The following is a 15,107-nucleotide window of genomic DNA, read 5'->3' as shown; positions in this document are numbered from 1 at the left end:
TCCGCCCGCTCCAACCCAGCCTGCCTTGGCGCCCGCTCCTCGCTCCAGCGGCCCCACCGAGTCCCCACGCCAGCGCGCCCTGCGCTACAGCCGCTACTCCGCTGGGGCGGGCGGCTCGACGCTCGCGCTCACCCAGGGCATGGTGGGTGTCGTCACGGGCGCCATGCTGGGCTCCGCCTTCAACATCGCCAGCGATGCACAAGACAGCGATGGCTACACGGGCGCCATCCTCGGCGGGCTCACGCTCGGCACCGCCGCCACGCTCTACCAGTACTTCGTCCCGATAGGCCGCCGCGAGTCCCTGCTGGCCGCGGGCGCGGCGACGGCGGGGCTGATGGCCAGCCTCACCCTCGCCAACTCGCGCCAGCTGAGTGACAAGGACCGCGCGGTGCTGGCCCTCGCGTCCACTCAGGCGGGCATCGCCGGCGTGCTCCTGCTCACGGCCGGTGGCGGGGACGTGAGCGCCGGAGACGCGGGGCTGGTGGGCGCCACCTCCCTCTACGGCTCCGTCGTCGCGGGGCTCATCGAGTACATCCACGCCCGGGAAACTGGCCAGCGCTACAACTTCGTGCCCGCCCTCCTCGCACCCGCCGTCGGCATGGCCGTGGGCGGGCTGCTCGCCATCCCCCTGGAGCTGTCGTCCGCCAGTGCCTTCGAGCTCACCGCGTACCCGCTCGGCGCGGGGATGACGGCGCTCCTCATCGGCTCGCGGATCGCCGATGATGTCGTCGTCGCCAAGACGGTGCTCGGCACCATCGGCGCCACCTTCTTCATCATCGCCCTGGTCAACGGGCTGTCTCCTGGCCCCGTGGAGTCCCCTCAACCTTCCGCCAGCACCCTCGAGGCCATGCCCGTCCCCGTGGTGATGGCGGCGGGCCGGGGCAATGACTCGCTCGCCGCGGGCCCTGGCCTCTTCCTGCGATTCTGAGATCTCCCATGCGAGCTCTCCTCCTCCTGACGTCCCTGCTCTCCACCGTGGCCGGCGCCTCGCAGTTGGAGCGCACCGCAGCCCAGACCGAGCCGCCGCCCCCCGCCTCTTCTCCGGACGAGCCTGAGTGGGCGAAGCCTCCTCCAGGCACCGGCCCCGCCGAGTCCGCGGGTGCGCGTGCACAGCGCTACAGCCGGTTCTCCGCAGGGCCCGCGGGCCCTTCGATCGCTGTCGCCGAGGTCCTCCTCGGTGTCGCGGGTGGAGCCATCCTCGGAAACGCCTTCGACACCGATGGCAAGACCAACCACCTCTACACCGGGGCGATGCTCGGGGGACTCACGCTCGGCACCGGCGGCATCCTGTATCAATACTTCTTCCCCGTGCAGCGCCGCGAGTCGCTGCTGGCCACCACCGCCGCGCTGGCGGGGCTCGCGGGGGGCATCGCCTACGCGAACAACCAAGGCCTGAACGACCAGGGCCGCGCGACGCTCGCGCTGATCACCTCCCAGGCAGGCATGTTCACCTCGCTCCTGCTCACCTCCGGCGGCCAGGACCTCAGCGGCGCGGACTACTGGCTCATCAGCATGACCGCGGTCTACGCCACCCTCTTCGCCTCGCTCATCGAGTTCATCCACGATGCGGAGAATCCCGGTGGGTACAACTTCGCGCCCATGTTGATGGCGCCCGCGATCGGCATGGCCCTCGGCGGGCTGCTCGCCATCCCCATCGAGATGAACGGCGTCGGCATCGCCATCCTCTCCTCGGCCCCGATCGTCGTGAGCGGAATGGCCTTCGGCATGGCCGCCGCGCTCTCCGGCAATGCCACCACTGGAAAGGCCGGGCTCATCACCCTGAGCGCCAGCTTCGTCGCCTCCGCCATGGCCATCGCCTTCACCTACACCCCACCGCCTCAAGAGCGGGCCTTCGCCAGCACCGTGCAAATCGCCCCCGTGCCGGTGGTGCTGGCCGCGGGCCGGGGCAACACCGGGCTCGCCGCAGGCCCTGGCCTGTGGATCCAGTTCTGAGCCCGCGCGCAAAGTCTCTTGCGAGACACAGGAAACCAGGAAAGATGGAGTCAGGCCGGCAGGCGGGGGCGCACAAGGAGCTACCCAGCCTCACACAGACATTCCCTTGAGGAGCCTTTGATATGCGGTCCATTGCCATCCTGCTGAGCCTCACCGCGGCCGTCGCCAGCGCCCAGCAGTCGGACGCCCCCACCGCTCCACCGACTCCGCCTCCCATCACCTCCGCGCCGGCCCCCAGCGAGCCGCCGCTTCCTCCCCCCCCGCCCCCACCGTCGGTGACGCCGCCCCCCGCCGCCACGGGGCCCGCCGAGCCCGCGGGCGAGCGCGCCGTGCGCTACAGCCGCTTCTCCGCTGGACCGGGAGGACCGCTGTTCACCTTCGCTCAGGTCATGAGCGGCGTCGTCAGCGGCGCCATGCTCGGCAACGGCGCCGACGAGGACCGTCCGGACGACGAGCAGAGGAACAGCGCCTACACGGGCGCGGTGGTGGGCGGCCTCACGCTCGGCACGATGGCCACGCTCTACCAGTACTTCGTCCCCGTCGAGCGCAACGAGTCGCTCTTGATAGCAGGCGCGGCGACGTCGGGGTTCGTCGCGGGCATTGCCATCGCGGCCGATGGAGACATGTCCGGCACAGAGGCCGCGTGGCTGGGCCTGGCCACCACCCAGGCGGGGATCATCAGCGTGCTGGCGTTCACCCGAGGCGGAGGGGACGTGAGCACCGGGGACGCGGCGCTCGTGGGCATGACGTCCCTCTACGCGCTCACCCTCACCGGGCTCACCCAGGGCATCATGGACTCGTCCAGCAGCCGCGACATGAACTATGTCGCCACCTTCATCGCTCCCGCGGCGGGCATGGCCCTGGGCGCCCTGCTCACCCTTCCGCTGGAGATGGACGCCTCGCGCGTGGTCAAGCTCACCCTCGTCCCGCTCGGCGTGGGCGCGACGATGCTCTTCCTGGGCGCCACCCTCGCCGATGGCACCACCGTGCCCCTCACCGCGCTGGCCGGCATCGTCACCTCGTTCGCCCTCACGTTCCTGCTGACCTCGGATCCGGGCGTGCCGACGGAGAAGGAGTCGCTGCGCCGCGCCGACTTCCAAGTCATGCCCGTGCCGGTGGTGATGGCAGTGGGCCGCGAGAAGAGCTCCATCGCCGCGGGGCCCGGTCTCTTCATGCTCTTCTGACGCATGCACTGCACCCCCGGCCTCAGAGACGAGGCTGGGCGGTGAGGGGCTCGCGCGCCGGAGCTGCCACCAGGGGCCACGCGTCCCGAGGGCGGCTCTCCGCGATGAAGTCCACCGCGTCCCGGATGACGGCCGGGGTGTAGAGGATGCGGTAGTGCCCCAGGCCGTGGGTGCGCACCAGCGTCGCCCCCGGCCAGGCGCGGGCGATGGCCTCGCCTGCCTCCACCCGCACCTCGTTGTCCCCCTCGTCGTGGAAGATGCGCAGCGGCGTCTTCAGGGATGGCGCGAAGTCCGGCACCACATAGTCCTCCAGCGGACCCACGCGCGCCTCGAGCCGCTCCACCATGCGCGCCTCCGCACGCGCTGGCAGCGCCAGCTCCCGCGAGAAGAAGGCCACCGCCTTGCGAGGATCCGTCGGCGGCGCCACGAACACCGCCCGCTCCACGGCCAGCCCGTCCCGGAGTGCCAGGGCGCTGGCCGCCGCCCCGAACGAGTGCGCCACGAGGGCGTGCGGCCCACCAGTGGCATGCCCCACTGCCCGGATCATCCGCGCCATCTCCGGCAGCGATGAGAGCCGCCCGGATGAGCGCCCGTGCCCCGGCGCATCGAACGTCACCACCGAGAAGCCCGCCGCTACCAGCGGGCCCACGAAGGCGGTGAGCTGGCCCCCGTATCCGCTCCACCCATGCACCAGCAGGACGCGCGGGCCCTCGCCCCAACTCCACACCGCCACCCGCTCGCCGCACAGCTCCAGGAAGCGTTGCTCTCCGTGCGCCAGCACGGCGCCCGCCTTGCGCGAGGGCCGAGTGCGCCGGGGCGTGCGAAACAGCCGCTCGGCCTGGTGTCCGGTCCACAACGGATTCACCGTGCCCGCCACGCGCATGGCCGCTCGCATCGCCAGCCGCCTCAATTCAGTCCGAACGTTCGTGCTATTTCTGGCCATGACAACTCCCAGGAGACCGCGGGGAAAAGAGCGCTTCAAGTCCGCTTCATTGCTTGGGGGTGCGGTAGAGGTTCAGCAGGGACTCGAAGGTCCGGCGGGCGCGCGCTTCGGCCTTGGAGTCACGCATCAGCCGGGACGCGTGGTGGCAGGCGAGCATCACCCCATGCAGCTCCGAGGCGAACTGCTCCACGTCCGCGTCGGGGCGGAAGTGGCCCTCGTTGATGGCGGTGCGTGCCGTCTGGGCAATGCAGTCCAGCCAGTCCTTCTGGCCTTGCACCAGCTTGTCGCGAGCCGGGCCCGGCGCGTCATCCAGCTCCGCGGCGGCGGCCACGAAGATGCAGCCGCCCTCGTGCGCGGCGCTGCGCGCCCAGTCCAGCCACCGCTCAAAGAGGGCGCGGATGCGGGGCTCTCCGCGAGGACGGGCCAGCGCCGGGCGGATGACTCCCTCGGTGAACAGGGTGGTGGCCGCCTCCAGCACCTCCACCTCCAATGAGGACTTGGAGCGGAAGTGGGCAAAGAGGCCGCTCTTGGAGAGCTGCAGCTCCTCCGCCAGCCCGCCAATCGTCAGCCCCTGCAGGCCCACACGGCTGGCCAGGCGCACCGCGCGCTCCAGGATGGCCTGACGGGTGAGCTCGCCCTTTCGCATCATGGGAGAATAATAGAACGGTCGTTCTTTTTTCGCAACCCCTATCCCGTTCCGTTCACCCTCCTACTGCTCCTGGCAAGGTTGCGCTCGAGGCGTCCCTCGGGTTGCAGATCCTCTATGTCGAGGACGATGTCGACATCCAGGAAGCGCTCCAGGAGGTCCTCGAAGCCGCCGGGTATCGCGTCACGGTCGCCTCAACGGCCACGCAGGGCCTCAGCTTCATGCGCTCGCAGAAGTTCCACCTCGTCATCAGCGACTACAACCTTCCAGACATCCTGGAGTGCCGGTACCCAGAGTCGACGAGCCCGGAGGATCTGCTGGTCGAGCTGCGCCGGAGCCTGGAGGAGTACAGGCCCACGCTCATCGTCCTGGACAGCATCTCCTCCATCGCGCACTCCACCTCCACGCGAGGGTTCCGCCAGTTCATGGTCGGCTTCGCCTCCCTGGTGCGCGAGCACAGCCGGAGCGCGCTCCTGACTCAGGCCATCAGCGAAATCAAAGAGGATGAGCGCACGGCTCCGTTCCTCTCCACGATCGCGGATGCGATCATCTCGCTCGACTATCAGCGTCATGGCAAGAAGCTCGAGCGGACCATCAGCGTGACGAAGATGCGTGGCTCGGCGCACTCCGATGATGCCTTCCGCCTGCTGATGCGGCCTGGGGGACTCGGGATCGAAGCGCTCGAAGAGCCAGGGGCCTGAGCCGCCGGTCCGCTCACCGCGGCGGCGCCGGCTCCCCCGTGTCAGCCCTCGGTGTTGCGGAGGAAGTCGGCGGTCTGGTTGAAGCGCTCCTCGAGGTAGCGCCGCAGGCCGCCGGTGATGCCGCGCGCATCCAGTGCCTTGCGCATGCAGCGCAGCCACGCGTCGCGCATGGCGGTGTCCACGGGGACGTGGCCGTGGCGCATGCGCAGGCGCGGGTGGCCGTGGCGCTCCTGGTAGTGCTGCGGCCCTCCCAGCCAGCCCATGAGGAACAGGCCGAAGCGGTGGCGTGTGCCGCGGCTCACCTTGCCGTCCTCTTCCAGCACGTGCAGGCGGGCGAGCGCCGGCTCGCTGGAGTCCATCGCGTCATAGAAGGCGTCCGCGAGAGCGCTCACTGCCTCCTCACCCCCGAGGCGTTGGAAGGGGGTGTCCTCCAGGGAGGGGATCCAGTCGTCCGAGGCAGGCGTCTTGAGCTGAGTGGACATATCCGGGTTCAACGCGAGGTGGGGGAGCGGCATTCTCTCAGATAGCCGCCGCGCCGGCCCACCGCTTGGGGCGGGACTTCAGGGTGGTGACGCCCAGCCTGTCGCAGAAGGCCTCGAAGGGTGCCCGTGGGACGCCGGCCCATGCGAGCTCTGCCAGGGACTCCTTCAGCGGTGCGTCCGTCACCAGGGTAGCGAGCTTCCTATAGAGGAGGGCGTCCTTGTGGTGCTCGCGCAGCGTGGCGGCCAGCTTCTCCGCGCCGCGCGGGCGGGCGGTCCACGTGGCCGGATCCGAGGGGATGGACTCCAGGTGGCCGTAGGCGGTGAGCAGCGCCGAGGCGCCCTTCTCGCCGAAGCCGGGCAGCCCGGGGATGCCGTCCGCGTCGTCTCCCACCAGCGCGAGCAGATCCGGGATGCTGGCAGGAGGGACGCCGAGCTTCGCGCGCACCGCATCCTCGTCCAGCTCCTTCTCCTGACGCCGATCCACCTGCACCACCTTCTTGCCACGCACGCACTGGCCCAGATCCTTGTCCGGGGTGAGCAGCCGCACCTGTTCCACCTGGCCGGCCCAGCGCGCGGCGGCGGTGGCCAGTGCGTCATCGGCTTCGTGGTCTTTCATGGACCAGACGGTGACGCCGAGCGCGCGCACCGCCTGCTCGACCAGGTCGAACTGCGCGTGCAGCTCGGGAGGAACGCCCTCGTCGGACTTGTAGCCAGCGAAGAGCGCGTTGCGGAAGGAGCGGATGGGGTTGTCGAAGGCGACCGCGATATGCGTCACTGCCTCCTTCGGCTCGTGCAGCAGCGCGAGCAGCGAGGCCATGACACCCACCGTGGCCTTCACGTCCTGCCCATCAGGCGCAGTGGTGCCCGGGCGCGGAGAGAAGTGGGCCCGGTAGAGCTCATAGGTACCGTCGACAAGGTGCAGTCGCATGCGAGGGGCATGTCTACCGCTCCAGAAGCCCCGCCGCCACCTCCCGCTTCAACAGCTCGGGACAAGGTGCTGTCCACGGGGATACAGCTGACTCCAAGACTCGAGGCGCCCGCCCGAGGGCCAGGCAGCCTCGCGCAAGGCGGATTGCCGGCCTGCCCGCCCATACACACCTCTTCGCGAGGCAGTGGGGCGGTGGCGTCCGTCCCCACGAGGTTCGGAGGTGGACGATGCGCAAGACGCTCCTGCTCTTGGCCCTGGCGCTGATGGGTTCGGCGTGCGGCGCGAGGCGAGTGACCGCTGCTCCCCCCACGGAGCGACTGGCGGAGTCCCGCACCGCCATCCGCGCAGCGGAGCTGGTGGGTGCGGCGCGAGTGCCTGAGGCAGCGACGTACCTTGGCTTCGCCCAGCAGCAGGTGGCGGCTGCCCAGCAGTTGATGACCGAAGGCCGGTATGGCGCGGCGGACCTCCAGCTCCGGCAGGCAGCGGCGGATGCACAGCTCGCGCTGGCGCTGGCCCGCGCCGTGCCCCTGGAGAACGAGGCCCGGCGGATGTTGGAGCAGGTGGAGTCACTGCGGCGCAGCCCGCGGTAGGCCAAGAGAGGAGACGCGTCATGCACGGGTGGAAGCAGCGCGTGTGGAGCTGGGCGGGGCTCGCGGCCCTGATGACGGGGTGCGTCGCGCATGGCCCGCCGCCTCGTGAGCTGATCGATGCGCGCCAGGCCTACCAGCACGCCTCGACCAGCCCCGCGGTGCAGCAGGAGCGCCCGCAGGATCTGCAGGAGGCATGGCAGGCGCTCATCGAGGCCGAGCGCGAGTACGATCGAAACCCGAGCTCGCCGGCGGCGCGCTCGCTGGCGTACGTAGCGCTGCGCAAGGCCCAGCTCGCAGAGGCGCACGCGAGCATCGCGGTAGCGGAGCGGCAGCGCGCCCTGGCCGCCCAGGCTCTGGCCCAGGCGCAGGAGGCCGAGCGGCGGCGCGCGGAGGCCGAGCTGCGGGCGGCGCAGCAGCAGCTCGCGGAGGCACGGGGCCTCAGGGACGAGGCCGCGCGGCTGGCCGAGGCGCGGCGGCTCGAGGCGGAGGCGGCGCAGCTCCGGGCCGAGGCCCAGCGGCGTGAGGAGCAGACGCAGCGGCTGACCCTGGAGGAGCAGCGGCGGCGTGAGGCGCAGGCCCAGGCGCAGCAGCTGGCCCAGACACAGGCGCAGGTGGAGACGGAGCGGCGCGCAAGAGAGGAAGCGGAGCGGCGCGCCAACGAGCAGCTCGAGGCGGAGCGTGAGGCCCGTGCGGAGGCCGAGCGCCGAGCCACTGAGGCGCTCACCCGCCTGGAGCGCTCAGGAGAGGTGGGAGTCCGAGAGGATGCCCGAGGCATGGTGCTGACGCTGTCGGGGAGCGTGCTCTTCGCCTCGGGCCAGGCGGAGCTGCTGCCCTCCGCGCGCAACCGGCTCTCCGAGGTGGCGGAGGCGCTGAAGCAGTCGCCCAACGCGCTCACCATCGAGGGCCACACGGACTCTCAGGGGCCTGACTTCTACAACGAGGACCTCTCACTGCAGCGCGCCGAGCAGGTGCGCGACTACCTCCTGTCCCGCGGTGTCCCGCCGGATCGCATCGCCGTGCGCGGGCTGGGCGAGTACCGCCCGGTAGCCAGCAACTCCACGCCGGAGGGCCGCGCGAACAACCGCCGCGTGGAGATCGTCCTCCAGCGCGTGCCCGAGGGAGAAGGCGGACGCACGGGCGTGGGCGGCAGCGGTCAGAAAGACACCCCTCGCTGACCTCACCGGTCGTAAGTGCGGATCCCACGGCGGCGGGCGCGGTACGCTGTGTCCGCCCGCCATGTCGTCCGAACCCACTCCCGTCCTGCTGACCACCGATCGGCTGCACCTGGCGATGCTGCCCTCCGATGCAGCCGGGCGCGTGCTGGCCTACCACCAGGTGAACGAGGAGCACCTGGGCCCTGTCTCCCCGGCGCGCCCGCCCACCTTCTTCACGCTGATGTACTGGCGGACGCGGCTGGCACAGGACCGGGAGGACTTCCGGCATGACGTGGGGCTGCGGCTCTTCCTGCTGCCCCGCGATCAGCCGCTCACGGCCGCACCGGTGATCGGCACGGTGAGCTTCACCCACATCCGCCGCGGCCCGGTCCAGGCGTGCGAGCTGGGGTACGGGCTGGACTTCCGCTACCAGGGCAAGGGGCTGATGACGGAGGCGCTGCGGGCGGCCTGCACCTACGGGTTCAACGCGATGGGGCTGCACCGCATCCAAGCCAACCACCTGCCGGAGAACCTGAGCAGCGCCTCGGTGCTGCGCAGGCTGGGCTTCGTCGTCGAGGGCTACGCGCGCGACTACCTGCTCATCAACGGGCACTGGAGAGACCACATCCTCACCTCGCTCGTCGCCCCCAGTGAGCCTGGCGACCCAGTGAGCTCCTGATCAGGTCGAAAGATCCTCTCTTTTGAGCAAGAGTTCCCATACAGTAGATCTGAAAAGTTCCAGCTTGGCTCAGCTTCGATACACTTCAGGGCATCTTCATGCATCACCGCAAACCCAAGGCCGGTGGAGGGGAGGAAGAGACCTCACACTCGCTTCATCCCCCCTCGAGCTCCTCCCTGCCCTTGGAGGAGCAGCTTGCGTCCACCCAGCGCCTGCTGAGCGCGCTCGCGCAGGTGCATGCGGACTTCATCACGCAGGGAGATCATCGCCTCCTCTTCGAGCGGCTGCTGTCGCTCCTGATCGAGCTGACGTGCAGCGAGCGAGGCTTCATCGCCGAGCTCCATCACGCCCCCCAGAGCGCTCCCTCGCTTCAGCTCCTTGCCGCTCAGGCATGGACGGGCCCGCTGCAGGACATCGAGGCGCGCGTGGCACCCGCACTCACCACGGGAGCGCCCGTGCTGAGCCCTGATCCCGGTCCGGACGTCCCGGGAGCGCCACCGGGCGCCGCGCCCCTGCGTGCCTTCCTCGGGTTGCCCTTCAAGCTCCAGGGCGAGGTGGTGGGACTGGTGGGCCTCGCCCAGCGACCCGGCGGTTACGACGCGGCGGTCGTCGAGCTCCTGCAGCCCGTCCTCACCACCTGCGGCACCCTGCTCCACGCGGGGCGGGAGGCCGAGCGGCGCCACCTGAACGAGCAGGCGCTGCTGGCCCAGCAAGCGCAGCTGCGGAAGCTGGCCCTGGTGGCCGCCCGCACCGACAACGCGGTGATCATCACCGACGCGCAGGGGCGCATCGAGTGGGTCAACGAGGGCTTCACCCGCATCACCGGCTACACACTGGAGGAGGCCGTGGGCCGCACGCCGGGCAAGCTGCTGCAGGGCCCCGGCACGGATCCGAAGGGCATCGAGGCCATGCGCCAGGCCCTGAGCCGGGCAGAGGGCATCACCGTCGAGCTGCTCAACTACGGCAAGTCGGGCAAGGAGTACTGGAACCTCATCGAGATCCAGCCGGTGCACGACGAGCAGGGCAAGCTCGTCCAGTTCGTGGCCATCGAGAGCGACGTCACCGCGCGGCGCCAGCTCGAGCAGCAGGCCGCCGCGAGCGCTGAGCAGCTCCGGCTGGCGCTGGAGAGCACCGAGGACGGGCTCTGGGACTGGGACATCCGCACCGGCACCCTCAAGACCAACACCCGGTGGCTGACCATGCTGGGCTACGAGCCCACGCAGAAGCCCAGCTTCGAGTTCTGGTCCACCCAGCTCTGCCACCCCGAGGATCTGCCCGAAGCCAACCAGCTGCTGCTCGAGCACATGGAGGGTCGCAGCCCCATGTTCGAGCTCGTGCACCGCCTGCGGCACAAGGACGGCCACGATGTGTGGGTCCTGGGCCGCGCCAAGGTGTCCGCGAGGGATGAGCAGGGGCGCCCGCTGCGCATCGTGGGCACCAACGCGGACATCACCTCGCGCAAGCGCGCGGAGGAGCAGCTGCAGGTCTTCATCCAGGCCATCCCGGACATGCTCTTCCGGATCCGCGCGGATGGTCACTGCCTGGCCTTCAAGCAGTCCCTGATCGAGCCGCCGCTGCTCCCCGCGGAGGGGTTCATCGGCAAGAACATGTTCGAGCTCATGCCGGCGCACGTGGTGGCGCACCTCCGGCCCGCGCTCCAGCGCGTCACCCAGGACAGCTCCCTGGAGATCTTCGAGTACTCCCTGGAGATGCCCTTTGGCATCCAGCAGTACGAGGCGCGCGTGGTCCCCAGCGGCCCGAACGAGGGCATGTGCATCGTGCGCAACATCACCGTGCGCAAGGCGCTGGAGGACCAGCGGCGCCGCCAGCGGGAGGAGCTCGAGGAGCGGGTGCGCCAGGCGACGCGCGAGCTGGAGTCGCGCCAGGCGCAGCTCATCCAGTCCGAGAAGCTGGCCTCGCTCGGGCAGATGGCGGCCAGCATCGCCCACGAGATCAACAACCCTGTGGGCTACGTCTCCAGCAACGTCTCCACCCTGGCCGTCTACGCCTCCGTCCTGCGCCGGCTGATCGAGCTCTACCTGCGCATGGAGGAAGTCCTGGGCCCGGACATCCCCGACGCCGCGGCCGAGCTGCTGGAGGAGGCGCGCGCCCTGCGCAGGCAGGAGCAGCTGGAGGACATCCTCCAGGACATGGACGAGCTGCTGTCGGACTCGCGGGAGGGCATCGCCCGCATCCGCGAGTTCATCCAGGACCTCAAGACGTTCGTGCGCGAGGAGGCCGGCGAGGCGCAGCAGGCGGACCTCAACAAGCTGCTGCAGGTGACGCTGCGGATGCTGCGCCACGAGCTCAAGTACAAGTGCCACGTGCGCCTGGACTTCGGACCCCTGCCGATCGTCCGCTGCTACCCCACCCAGCTCAATCAGGTCTTCGTGAACCTGCTGGTCAACGCCGCCCACGCCATCGACCAAAAGGGGGAGATCCACATCACCACCCGGCGCGAGGGGAACGACATCGTGGTGCGGCTCAAGGACACGGGGCGCGGGATGTCGCCGGAGACGCTCGGCAAGCTCTTCACGCCCTTCTTCACCACCAAGCCGCCCGGTGAGGGCACTGGCCTGGGCCTGTCCATCTGCTACGCCATCATCAAGCGCCACAAGGGCCGCATCGAGGTGGAGAGCGAGCTGGGGAAGGGCACCACCTTCACGGTGTACGTGCCCCTCACCGAGGCGTGACGCCCGCGGGCCTCAGGTGCGGCCCGCGAGCAGCTCCTCCCTCAGGCGTGTGAGCACCTTGCCCAGCAGGTTCTGCCCCCTCCACTGCGAGGGGTTCTGGATGCGTGGGTCCTCCGCGGAGAGCCCCACACCCCAGATGCGATCCAGCGGGCTGGCCTCCACCAGCTCCGTGCCCGCGGTGGCCAGCAGCACCTGGAGCAGGTCCGCGTTCTGCGTGAACTTGGCGCGGTTGCCCTCGTACACGATGCGCTCGCGCTCACGCTTCCAGCGCTGCTCCTCGAAGCCACGCACCTTGCGGCCCAGCGCCTTGTGCGTCTTGGGCGACGTGGAGGCCAGGATGCGCTCAGCCACCTCCTGGTCCCCGAACAGCACCGCCTTGCCGTACATCATGTACTGCTCCGCGCAGGTGAAGCGCTTGCCCTCCACCACGAACTCGACGGGGTGCCACTGCGAGAACGGGGACTGCTGCTGCCAGAAGAACGTAAACCTGCGCTGCTCGTCAGTCATGGTCCCACTCCCAGGTTGGTGTAAAAATCACACCAACGACGGGAAATGCAACAGGCCCTGACAGCGGGTGACTCAGCGGGGCGGCTCGAGCGAGAGGATGCTCGGGACATGCTCCGGCGCCGAGAGCCGCAGCAGGCCGTGGCCGATGCCCGCCAGCCCCATGAGCATCCCGGGGCTCTCGCTGCCTCGCGGCAGTCCGCAGCGCCAGCCACCCTCGCGGCCCTGGCGGAGGACGACGGCCGCGTGCTGCATCGCCGCCTGGGTCCAGCGAGGCTCGTGCAGGAGCTTGCCCGCCACGTGCAGCACCTCGAGGGCTCCCACGTCTCCGTGGCACAGGCAGTGGTTGGCACCGAAGCCCGCGCGCAGCGTCGTCTCGAGCGCCGTGGAGAGCTCTGCGCGGATCTCCGGGCCGTCCAGGTGCCGCAGCGAGAGCGCCCGCCCGAGCGCGATGCCCGGCGCGCCATGGCACCACATGACCATGGAGCGGGTGTCCGTGACACCTGGGGCACGCAGGTCCTTCCAGTTGCGGCGCTCTGGGACGAAGAGCGAGCGCTCGTAGGCCAGCCCTCGGTGTGCGAGCTCCATGTAGCGTGCGTCGCCTGTCGCCTCGGCCAGCTCCAACAGGGCCCAGCAGATGCCAGCCGCGCCATGAGAGAAGCCCCCCAGCGGCAGGGGCCCCGCCTCACCCTTCCAGCCGACGGCTCCCTCCGAGAGAGGAACTGCCGTGGCCACCAGCCGCTCGCCACAGCGTCGCGCTGCCTCCAGCAGCCGCGCGTCCCCCGTCCTCCGGGAGAGGCCGAGCAGCGCCACCGCGAGCCCCGCCGAGCCACTCAGCAGATCCAGCCGGGTGTCGGCGTCGATGAGCGCCTCTAGGGCAGGCACCCCGGCCATGAGCTCCTCCATCAGAGCGGGCTCATTCCAGAGCGCCGCCAGGTGGCCGAGGACGTACAGGGCCGAGCCATGGCCCACGAACACTCCTACGCCCGTGCTGCTGCCCCAGCCTGGCTTGTGCCAGTCCGCCCGCACCGGCTCCAGGGCCGCGCGAGAGAGCGCCTCGAAGTCAGCGCGCCCTGTCCTCCGCGCGAGGTACCCGAAGAAGAGCGCCATCCCGCCGAGCCCCTCGTAGAGATCCATGCCGCTGGGCGAGAGGCTCCAGCGCCACTGCTGGAGATCCTCCAGGTTCAGGCCGATCCAGCACGCATCCTTGTGCCCTCGAATGGCCTTGGCCGCGAGGTCCTCTCCAATGGCGACCGCGGCGGCCAGACACTCCTCGGGGGTCGCGGCAGGCAGGGCCTCCTCCACGGCCGAGGCGGGCGCCACGCGTGCGGGAGTCTGCCCCTTGTCCAGCGAGACCATCGCCTTGCGGATGAAGGACACCTGCAGCGCGCAGTCCTGCTCATCCATTCGCTCGAGCCTCTGCAGGACATCGCCCAGGCTGTCGTGCGTGAAGAAGTCTGGGATGCACTCACCGGCGCTGCTCCACAGGTGGCGCTCGCCCGGACGAGCAAAGAAGGCAGGGATGTCTCCCAAGCGGAGATCCGCATGCTCGGACGGGATGAGCCGGCGCAGCGAGGGCATCTGGGTCACCTCTGCCCACAGGTGATCGAGCACCCTGTCGCGCTCCAGGCCATCTCGGAGGAAGTCCGGGTGGTGGCTCTCCTGGAGCAGCATCCCGTAGCGCTGGGTGGGGCGGGCGATGTACCGGACCTCCACTCCGCCGAAGGCGCGCAGGTGCGGCGCCAGCGCCTCTCGCTGGCTGCAGAGCAGCGCGTAGGTCTCCTCGAAGCCCTGGATGAGCTCCTCGGTGAACTCGGTGGGATCCACCGGCGCCTCTCCGAGCCGGGGGCGGTTGTTCGAGCCGTTCATCAGGCCCTGGCGACGAACGACCCGCATGGTGTCGCTCCCCGGATCCTCCACCATGGGCATGCGCTGAGGGGTGAGCTGGCCTTCTTCGCCTCCCAGCCCGCTCAGGTCGAGCCCCGCCCGTCCCTCGCGGCCGAAGAGGAAGATGGGCAGCATGCCCACGGCGACGATGGACTGGTCCAGCATCATCCAGGCTTTCGCGCGAGCCTTCTCCGTGGGCTCGGCGGGCGCACGGTGGTGGAAGAGCGCCTCCAGATCCACCAGCACAGGCGTCTCGCCGGCGGCAATGAGGTTCTCCAGGTGGAAGTCCACGGCGGACAGCAGGTGCAACAGCGCCATGAAGCTGCCCTGCCGCCAATAGAAGCGCTGGAGCGCCTCTCGCGAGTCACAGCCGGCGGCGTCCACGAACTCGACCCAGCCATGGCTCCCCCGGTCCACGACGGTGAGCACGCGGTGCGGACAGCGCAGCCCTTGCCCGTTGAGCCACTGGAGGAGCTGCTGGAAGTGCACGTCCACCTCCAGGGACTTTGGCTTGTAGACGAGCCGCAGCCCCGAGCTGAACCGCAGCAGGAAGACACCCCTGCCGCCCCGGTGCAGATCCGAGATGCCCCCTTGCGCCACCACGAGCGTGCCGAGCTCGCGCCCGGAGAGGAACGTCCGCTCCAGCAGCTCGCGGTCCGCGGCAAGGTGCCCCAGCAGCTCCAGGCTGGCCTCCTGCCAGCGCTCCAGGGCCGTCACCATCAGCCGGGCGAGCACGGGGTACTCCTCGAGCAAGGCGGCGCGC

Annotated in this window: 13 protein-coding genes and 1 pseudogene; 8 read left to right on the top strand and 6 right to left on the bottom strand. The window is 70.0% G+C overall.

Annotation, left to right across the window (positions count from 1 at the left end; translation table 11 throughout):
• From VD972_RS36580 to VD972_RS36570, 3 genes and pseudogenes are all read left to right on the top strand, one after another.
• Window positions 1-928, top strand: a pseudogene (locus VD972_RS36580) (hypothetical protein); the annotation flags it as partial.
• A gap of 8 nt (window positions 929-936) precedes the next feature.
• A complete protein-coding gene (locus VD972_RS36575; protein ID WP_324993454.1) occupies window positions 937-1,953 on the top strand; it encodes a hypothetical protein in 1,017 nt (338 codons plus the stop codon).
• Between the two features lie 122 nt (window positions 1,954-2,075).
• Window positions 2,076-3,137: a hypothetical protein gene (locus VD972_RS36570; protein ID WP_324993453.1), complete on the top strand. Its 1,062-nt coding sequence runs from the start codon at window positions 2,076-2,078 to the stop codon at window positions 3,135-3,137.
• A gap of 22 nt (window positions 3,138-3,159) precedes the next feature.
• Here VD972_RS36570 and VD972_RS36565 read toward each other — a convergent pair whose 3' ends face one another.
• Together VD972_RS36565 and VD972_RS36560 are read right to left on the bottom strand one after the other, a co-directional pair.
• Window positions 3,160-4,032 carry an alpha/beta hydrolase gene (locus tag VD972_RS36565; protein ID WP_324993452.1) on the bottom strand — a complete coding sequence of 291 codons (873 nt, stop codon included), beginning with the start codon at window positions 4,030-4,032 and terminating at the stop codon, window positions 3,160-3,162.
• A gap of 94 nt (window positions 4,033-4,126) precedes the next feature.
• Window positions 4,127-4,729, bottom strand: coding sequence for a TetR/AcrR family transcriptional regulator (locus VD972_RS36560; protein ID WP_324993451.1), 603 nt, complete (start codon window positions 4,727-4,729; stop codon window positions 4,127-4,129).
• Window positions 4,730-4,830: 101 nt separating this feature from the next.
• On the opposite strand from VD972_RS36560, the gene VD972_RS36555 reads away from it, so the two are divergent.
• Complete coding sequence (locus VD972_RS36555) at window positions 4,831-5,427, top strand: ATPase domain-containing protein (protein WP_324993450.1); 597 nt, start codon at window positions 4,831-4,833, stop codon at window positions 5,425-5,427.
• A 41-nt stretch (window positions 5,428-5,468) separates the two neighbouring features.
• Here the strand turns inward: VD972_RS36555 and VD972_RS36550 are convergent, their stop codons facing one another.
• Entirely contained in the window at window positions 5,469-5,909 is a 441-nt protein-coding gene (locus VD972_RS36550; protein ID WP_324993449.1) for a group II truncated hemoglobin, read from the bottom strand.
• A gap of 37 nt (window positions 5,910-5,946) precedes the next feature.
• Window positions 5,947-6,837 carry a 5'-3' exonuclease gene (locus VD972_RS36545; RefSeq protein ID WP_324993448.1) on the bottom strand — a complete coding sequence of 297 codons (891 nt, stop codon included), beginning with the start codon at window positions 6,835-6,837 and terminating at the stop codon, window positions 5,947-5,949.
• Between the two features lie 227 nt (window positions 6,838-7,064).
• Here VD972_RS36545 and VD972_RS36540 point away from each other — a divergent pair, with 227 nt between their 5' ends.
• The 4 genes from VD972_RS36540 to VD972_RS36525 all read left to right on the top strand — a co-directional run bounded on the left by VD972_RS36540 (window position 7,065) and on the right by VD972_RS36525 (window position 11,953).
• Window positions 7,065-7,427 carry a DUF4398 domain-containing protein gene (locus VD972_RS36540; protein WP_324993447.1) on the top strand — a complete coding sequence of 121 codons (363 nt, stop codon included), beginning with the start codon at window positions 7,065-7,067 and terminating at the stop codon, window positions 7,425-7,427.
• Between the two features lie 20 nt (window positions 7,428-7,447).
• Complete coding sequence (locus VD972_RS36535; RefSeq protein WP_324993446.1) at window positions 7,448-8,602, top strand: OmpA family protein; 1,155 nt, start codon at window positions 7,448-7,450, stop codon at window positions 8,600-8,602.
• A 61-nt stretch (window positions 8,603-8,663) separates the two neighbouring features.
• A complete protein-coding gene (locus VD972_RS36530; protein ID WP_324993445.1) occupies window positions 8,664-9,260 on the top strand; it encodes a GNAT family N-acetyltransferase in 597 nt (198 codons plus the stop codon).
• Window positions 9,261-9,358: 98 nt separating this feature from the next.
• On the top strand, window positions 9,359-11,953 hold the full coding sequence (locus VD972_RS36525) for a PAS domain S-box protein (RefSeq protein WP_324993444.1): 2,595 nt from the start codon (window positions 9,359-9,361) through the stop codon (window positions 11,951-11,953).
• A 12-nt stretch (window positions 11,954-11,965) separates the two neighbouring features.
• Here the strand turns inward: VD972_RS36525 and VD972_RS36520 are convergent, their stop codons facing one another.
• On the bottom strand, window positions 11,966-12,460 hold the full coding sequence (locus VD972_RS36520) for an NADAR family protein (RefSeq protein WP_324993443.1): 495 nt from the start codon (window positions 12,458-12,460) through the stop codon (window positions 11,966-11,968).
• 72 nt (window positions 12,461-12,532) lie between these two features.
• Window positions 12,533-15,107 (bottom strand): type 2 lanthipeptide synthetase LanM family protein (locus VD972_RS36515; RefSeq protein ID WP_324993442.1); only part of this gene is annotated, 2,575 nt, incomplete at its 5' end.

Source organism: Hyalangium sp. (genome assembly GCF_035629615.1).
GTDB lineage: Bacteria > Myxococcota > Myxococcia > Myxococcales > Myxococcaceae > Hyalangium.
The sequence above is the reverse complement of the archived record's forward strand: the minus strand, read 5'-3'. Positions and strand labels throughout refer to the sequence as shown.

Bases quoted from the DNA above. Each gene is read 5' to 3' on its own strand.
- VD972_RS36540 (WP_324993447.1), top strand. From the start codon at position 7,065: ATGCGCAAGACGCTCCTGCTCTTGGCCCTGGCGCTGATGGGTTCGGCG.
- VD972_RS36525 (WP_324993444.1), top strand. From the start codon at position 9,359: ATGCATCACCGCAAACCCAAGGCCGGTGGAGGGGAGGAAGAGACCTCA.
- VD972_RS36520 (WP_324993443.1), bottom strand. From the start codon at position 12,460: ATGACTGACGAGCAGCGCAGGTTTACGTTCTTCTGGCAGCAGCAGTCC.
- VD972_RS36570 (WP_324993453.1), top strand. From the start codon at position 2,076: ATGCGGTCCATTGCCATCCTGCTGAGCCTCACCGCGGCCGTCGCCAGC.
- VD972_RS36565 (WP_324993452.1), bottom strand. From the start codon at position 4,032: ATGCGAGCGGCCATGCGCGTGGCGGGCACGGTGAATCCGTTGTGGACC.
- VD972_RS36575 (WP_324993454.1), top strand. From the start codon at position 937: ATGCGAGCTCTCCTCCTCCTGACGTCCCTGCTCTCCACCGTGGCCGGC.
- VD972_RS36535 (WP_324993446.1), top strand. From the start codon at position 7,448: ATGCACGGGTGGAAGCAGCGCGTGTGGAGCTGGGCGGGGCTCGCGGCC.
- VD972_RS36560 (WP_324993451.1), bottom strand. From the start codon at position 4,729: ATGATGCGAAAGGGCGAGCTCACCCGTCAGGCCATCCTGGAGCGCGCG.
- VD972_RS36550 (WP_324993449.1), bottom strand. From the start codon at position 5,909: ATGTCCACTCAGCTCAAGACGCCTGCCTCGGACGACTGGATCCCCTCC.
- VD972_RS36545 (WP_324993448.1), bottom strand. From the start codon at position 6,837: ATGCGACTGCACCTTGTCGACGGTACCTATGAGCTCTACCGGGCCCAC.
- VD972_RS36530 (WP_324993445.1), top strand. From the start codon at position 8,664: ATGTCGTCCGAACCCACTCCCGTCCTGCTGACCACCGATCGGCTGCAC.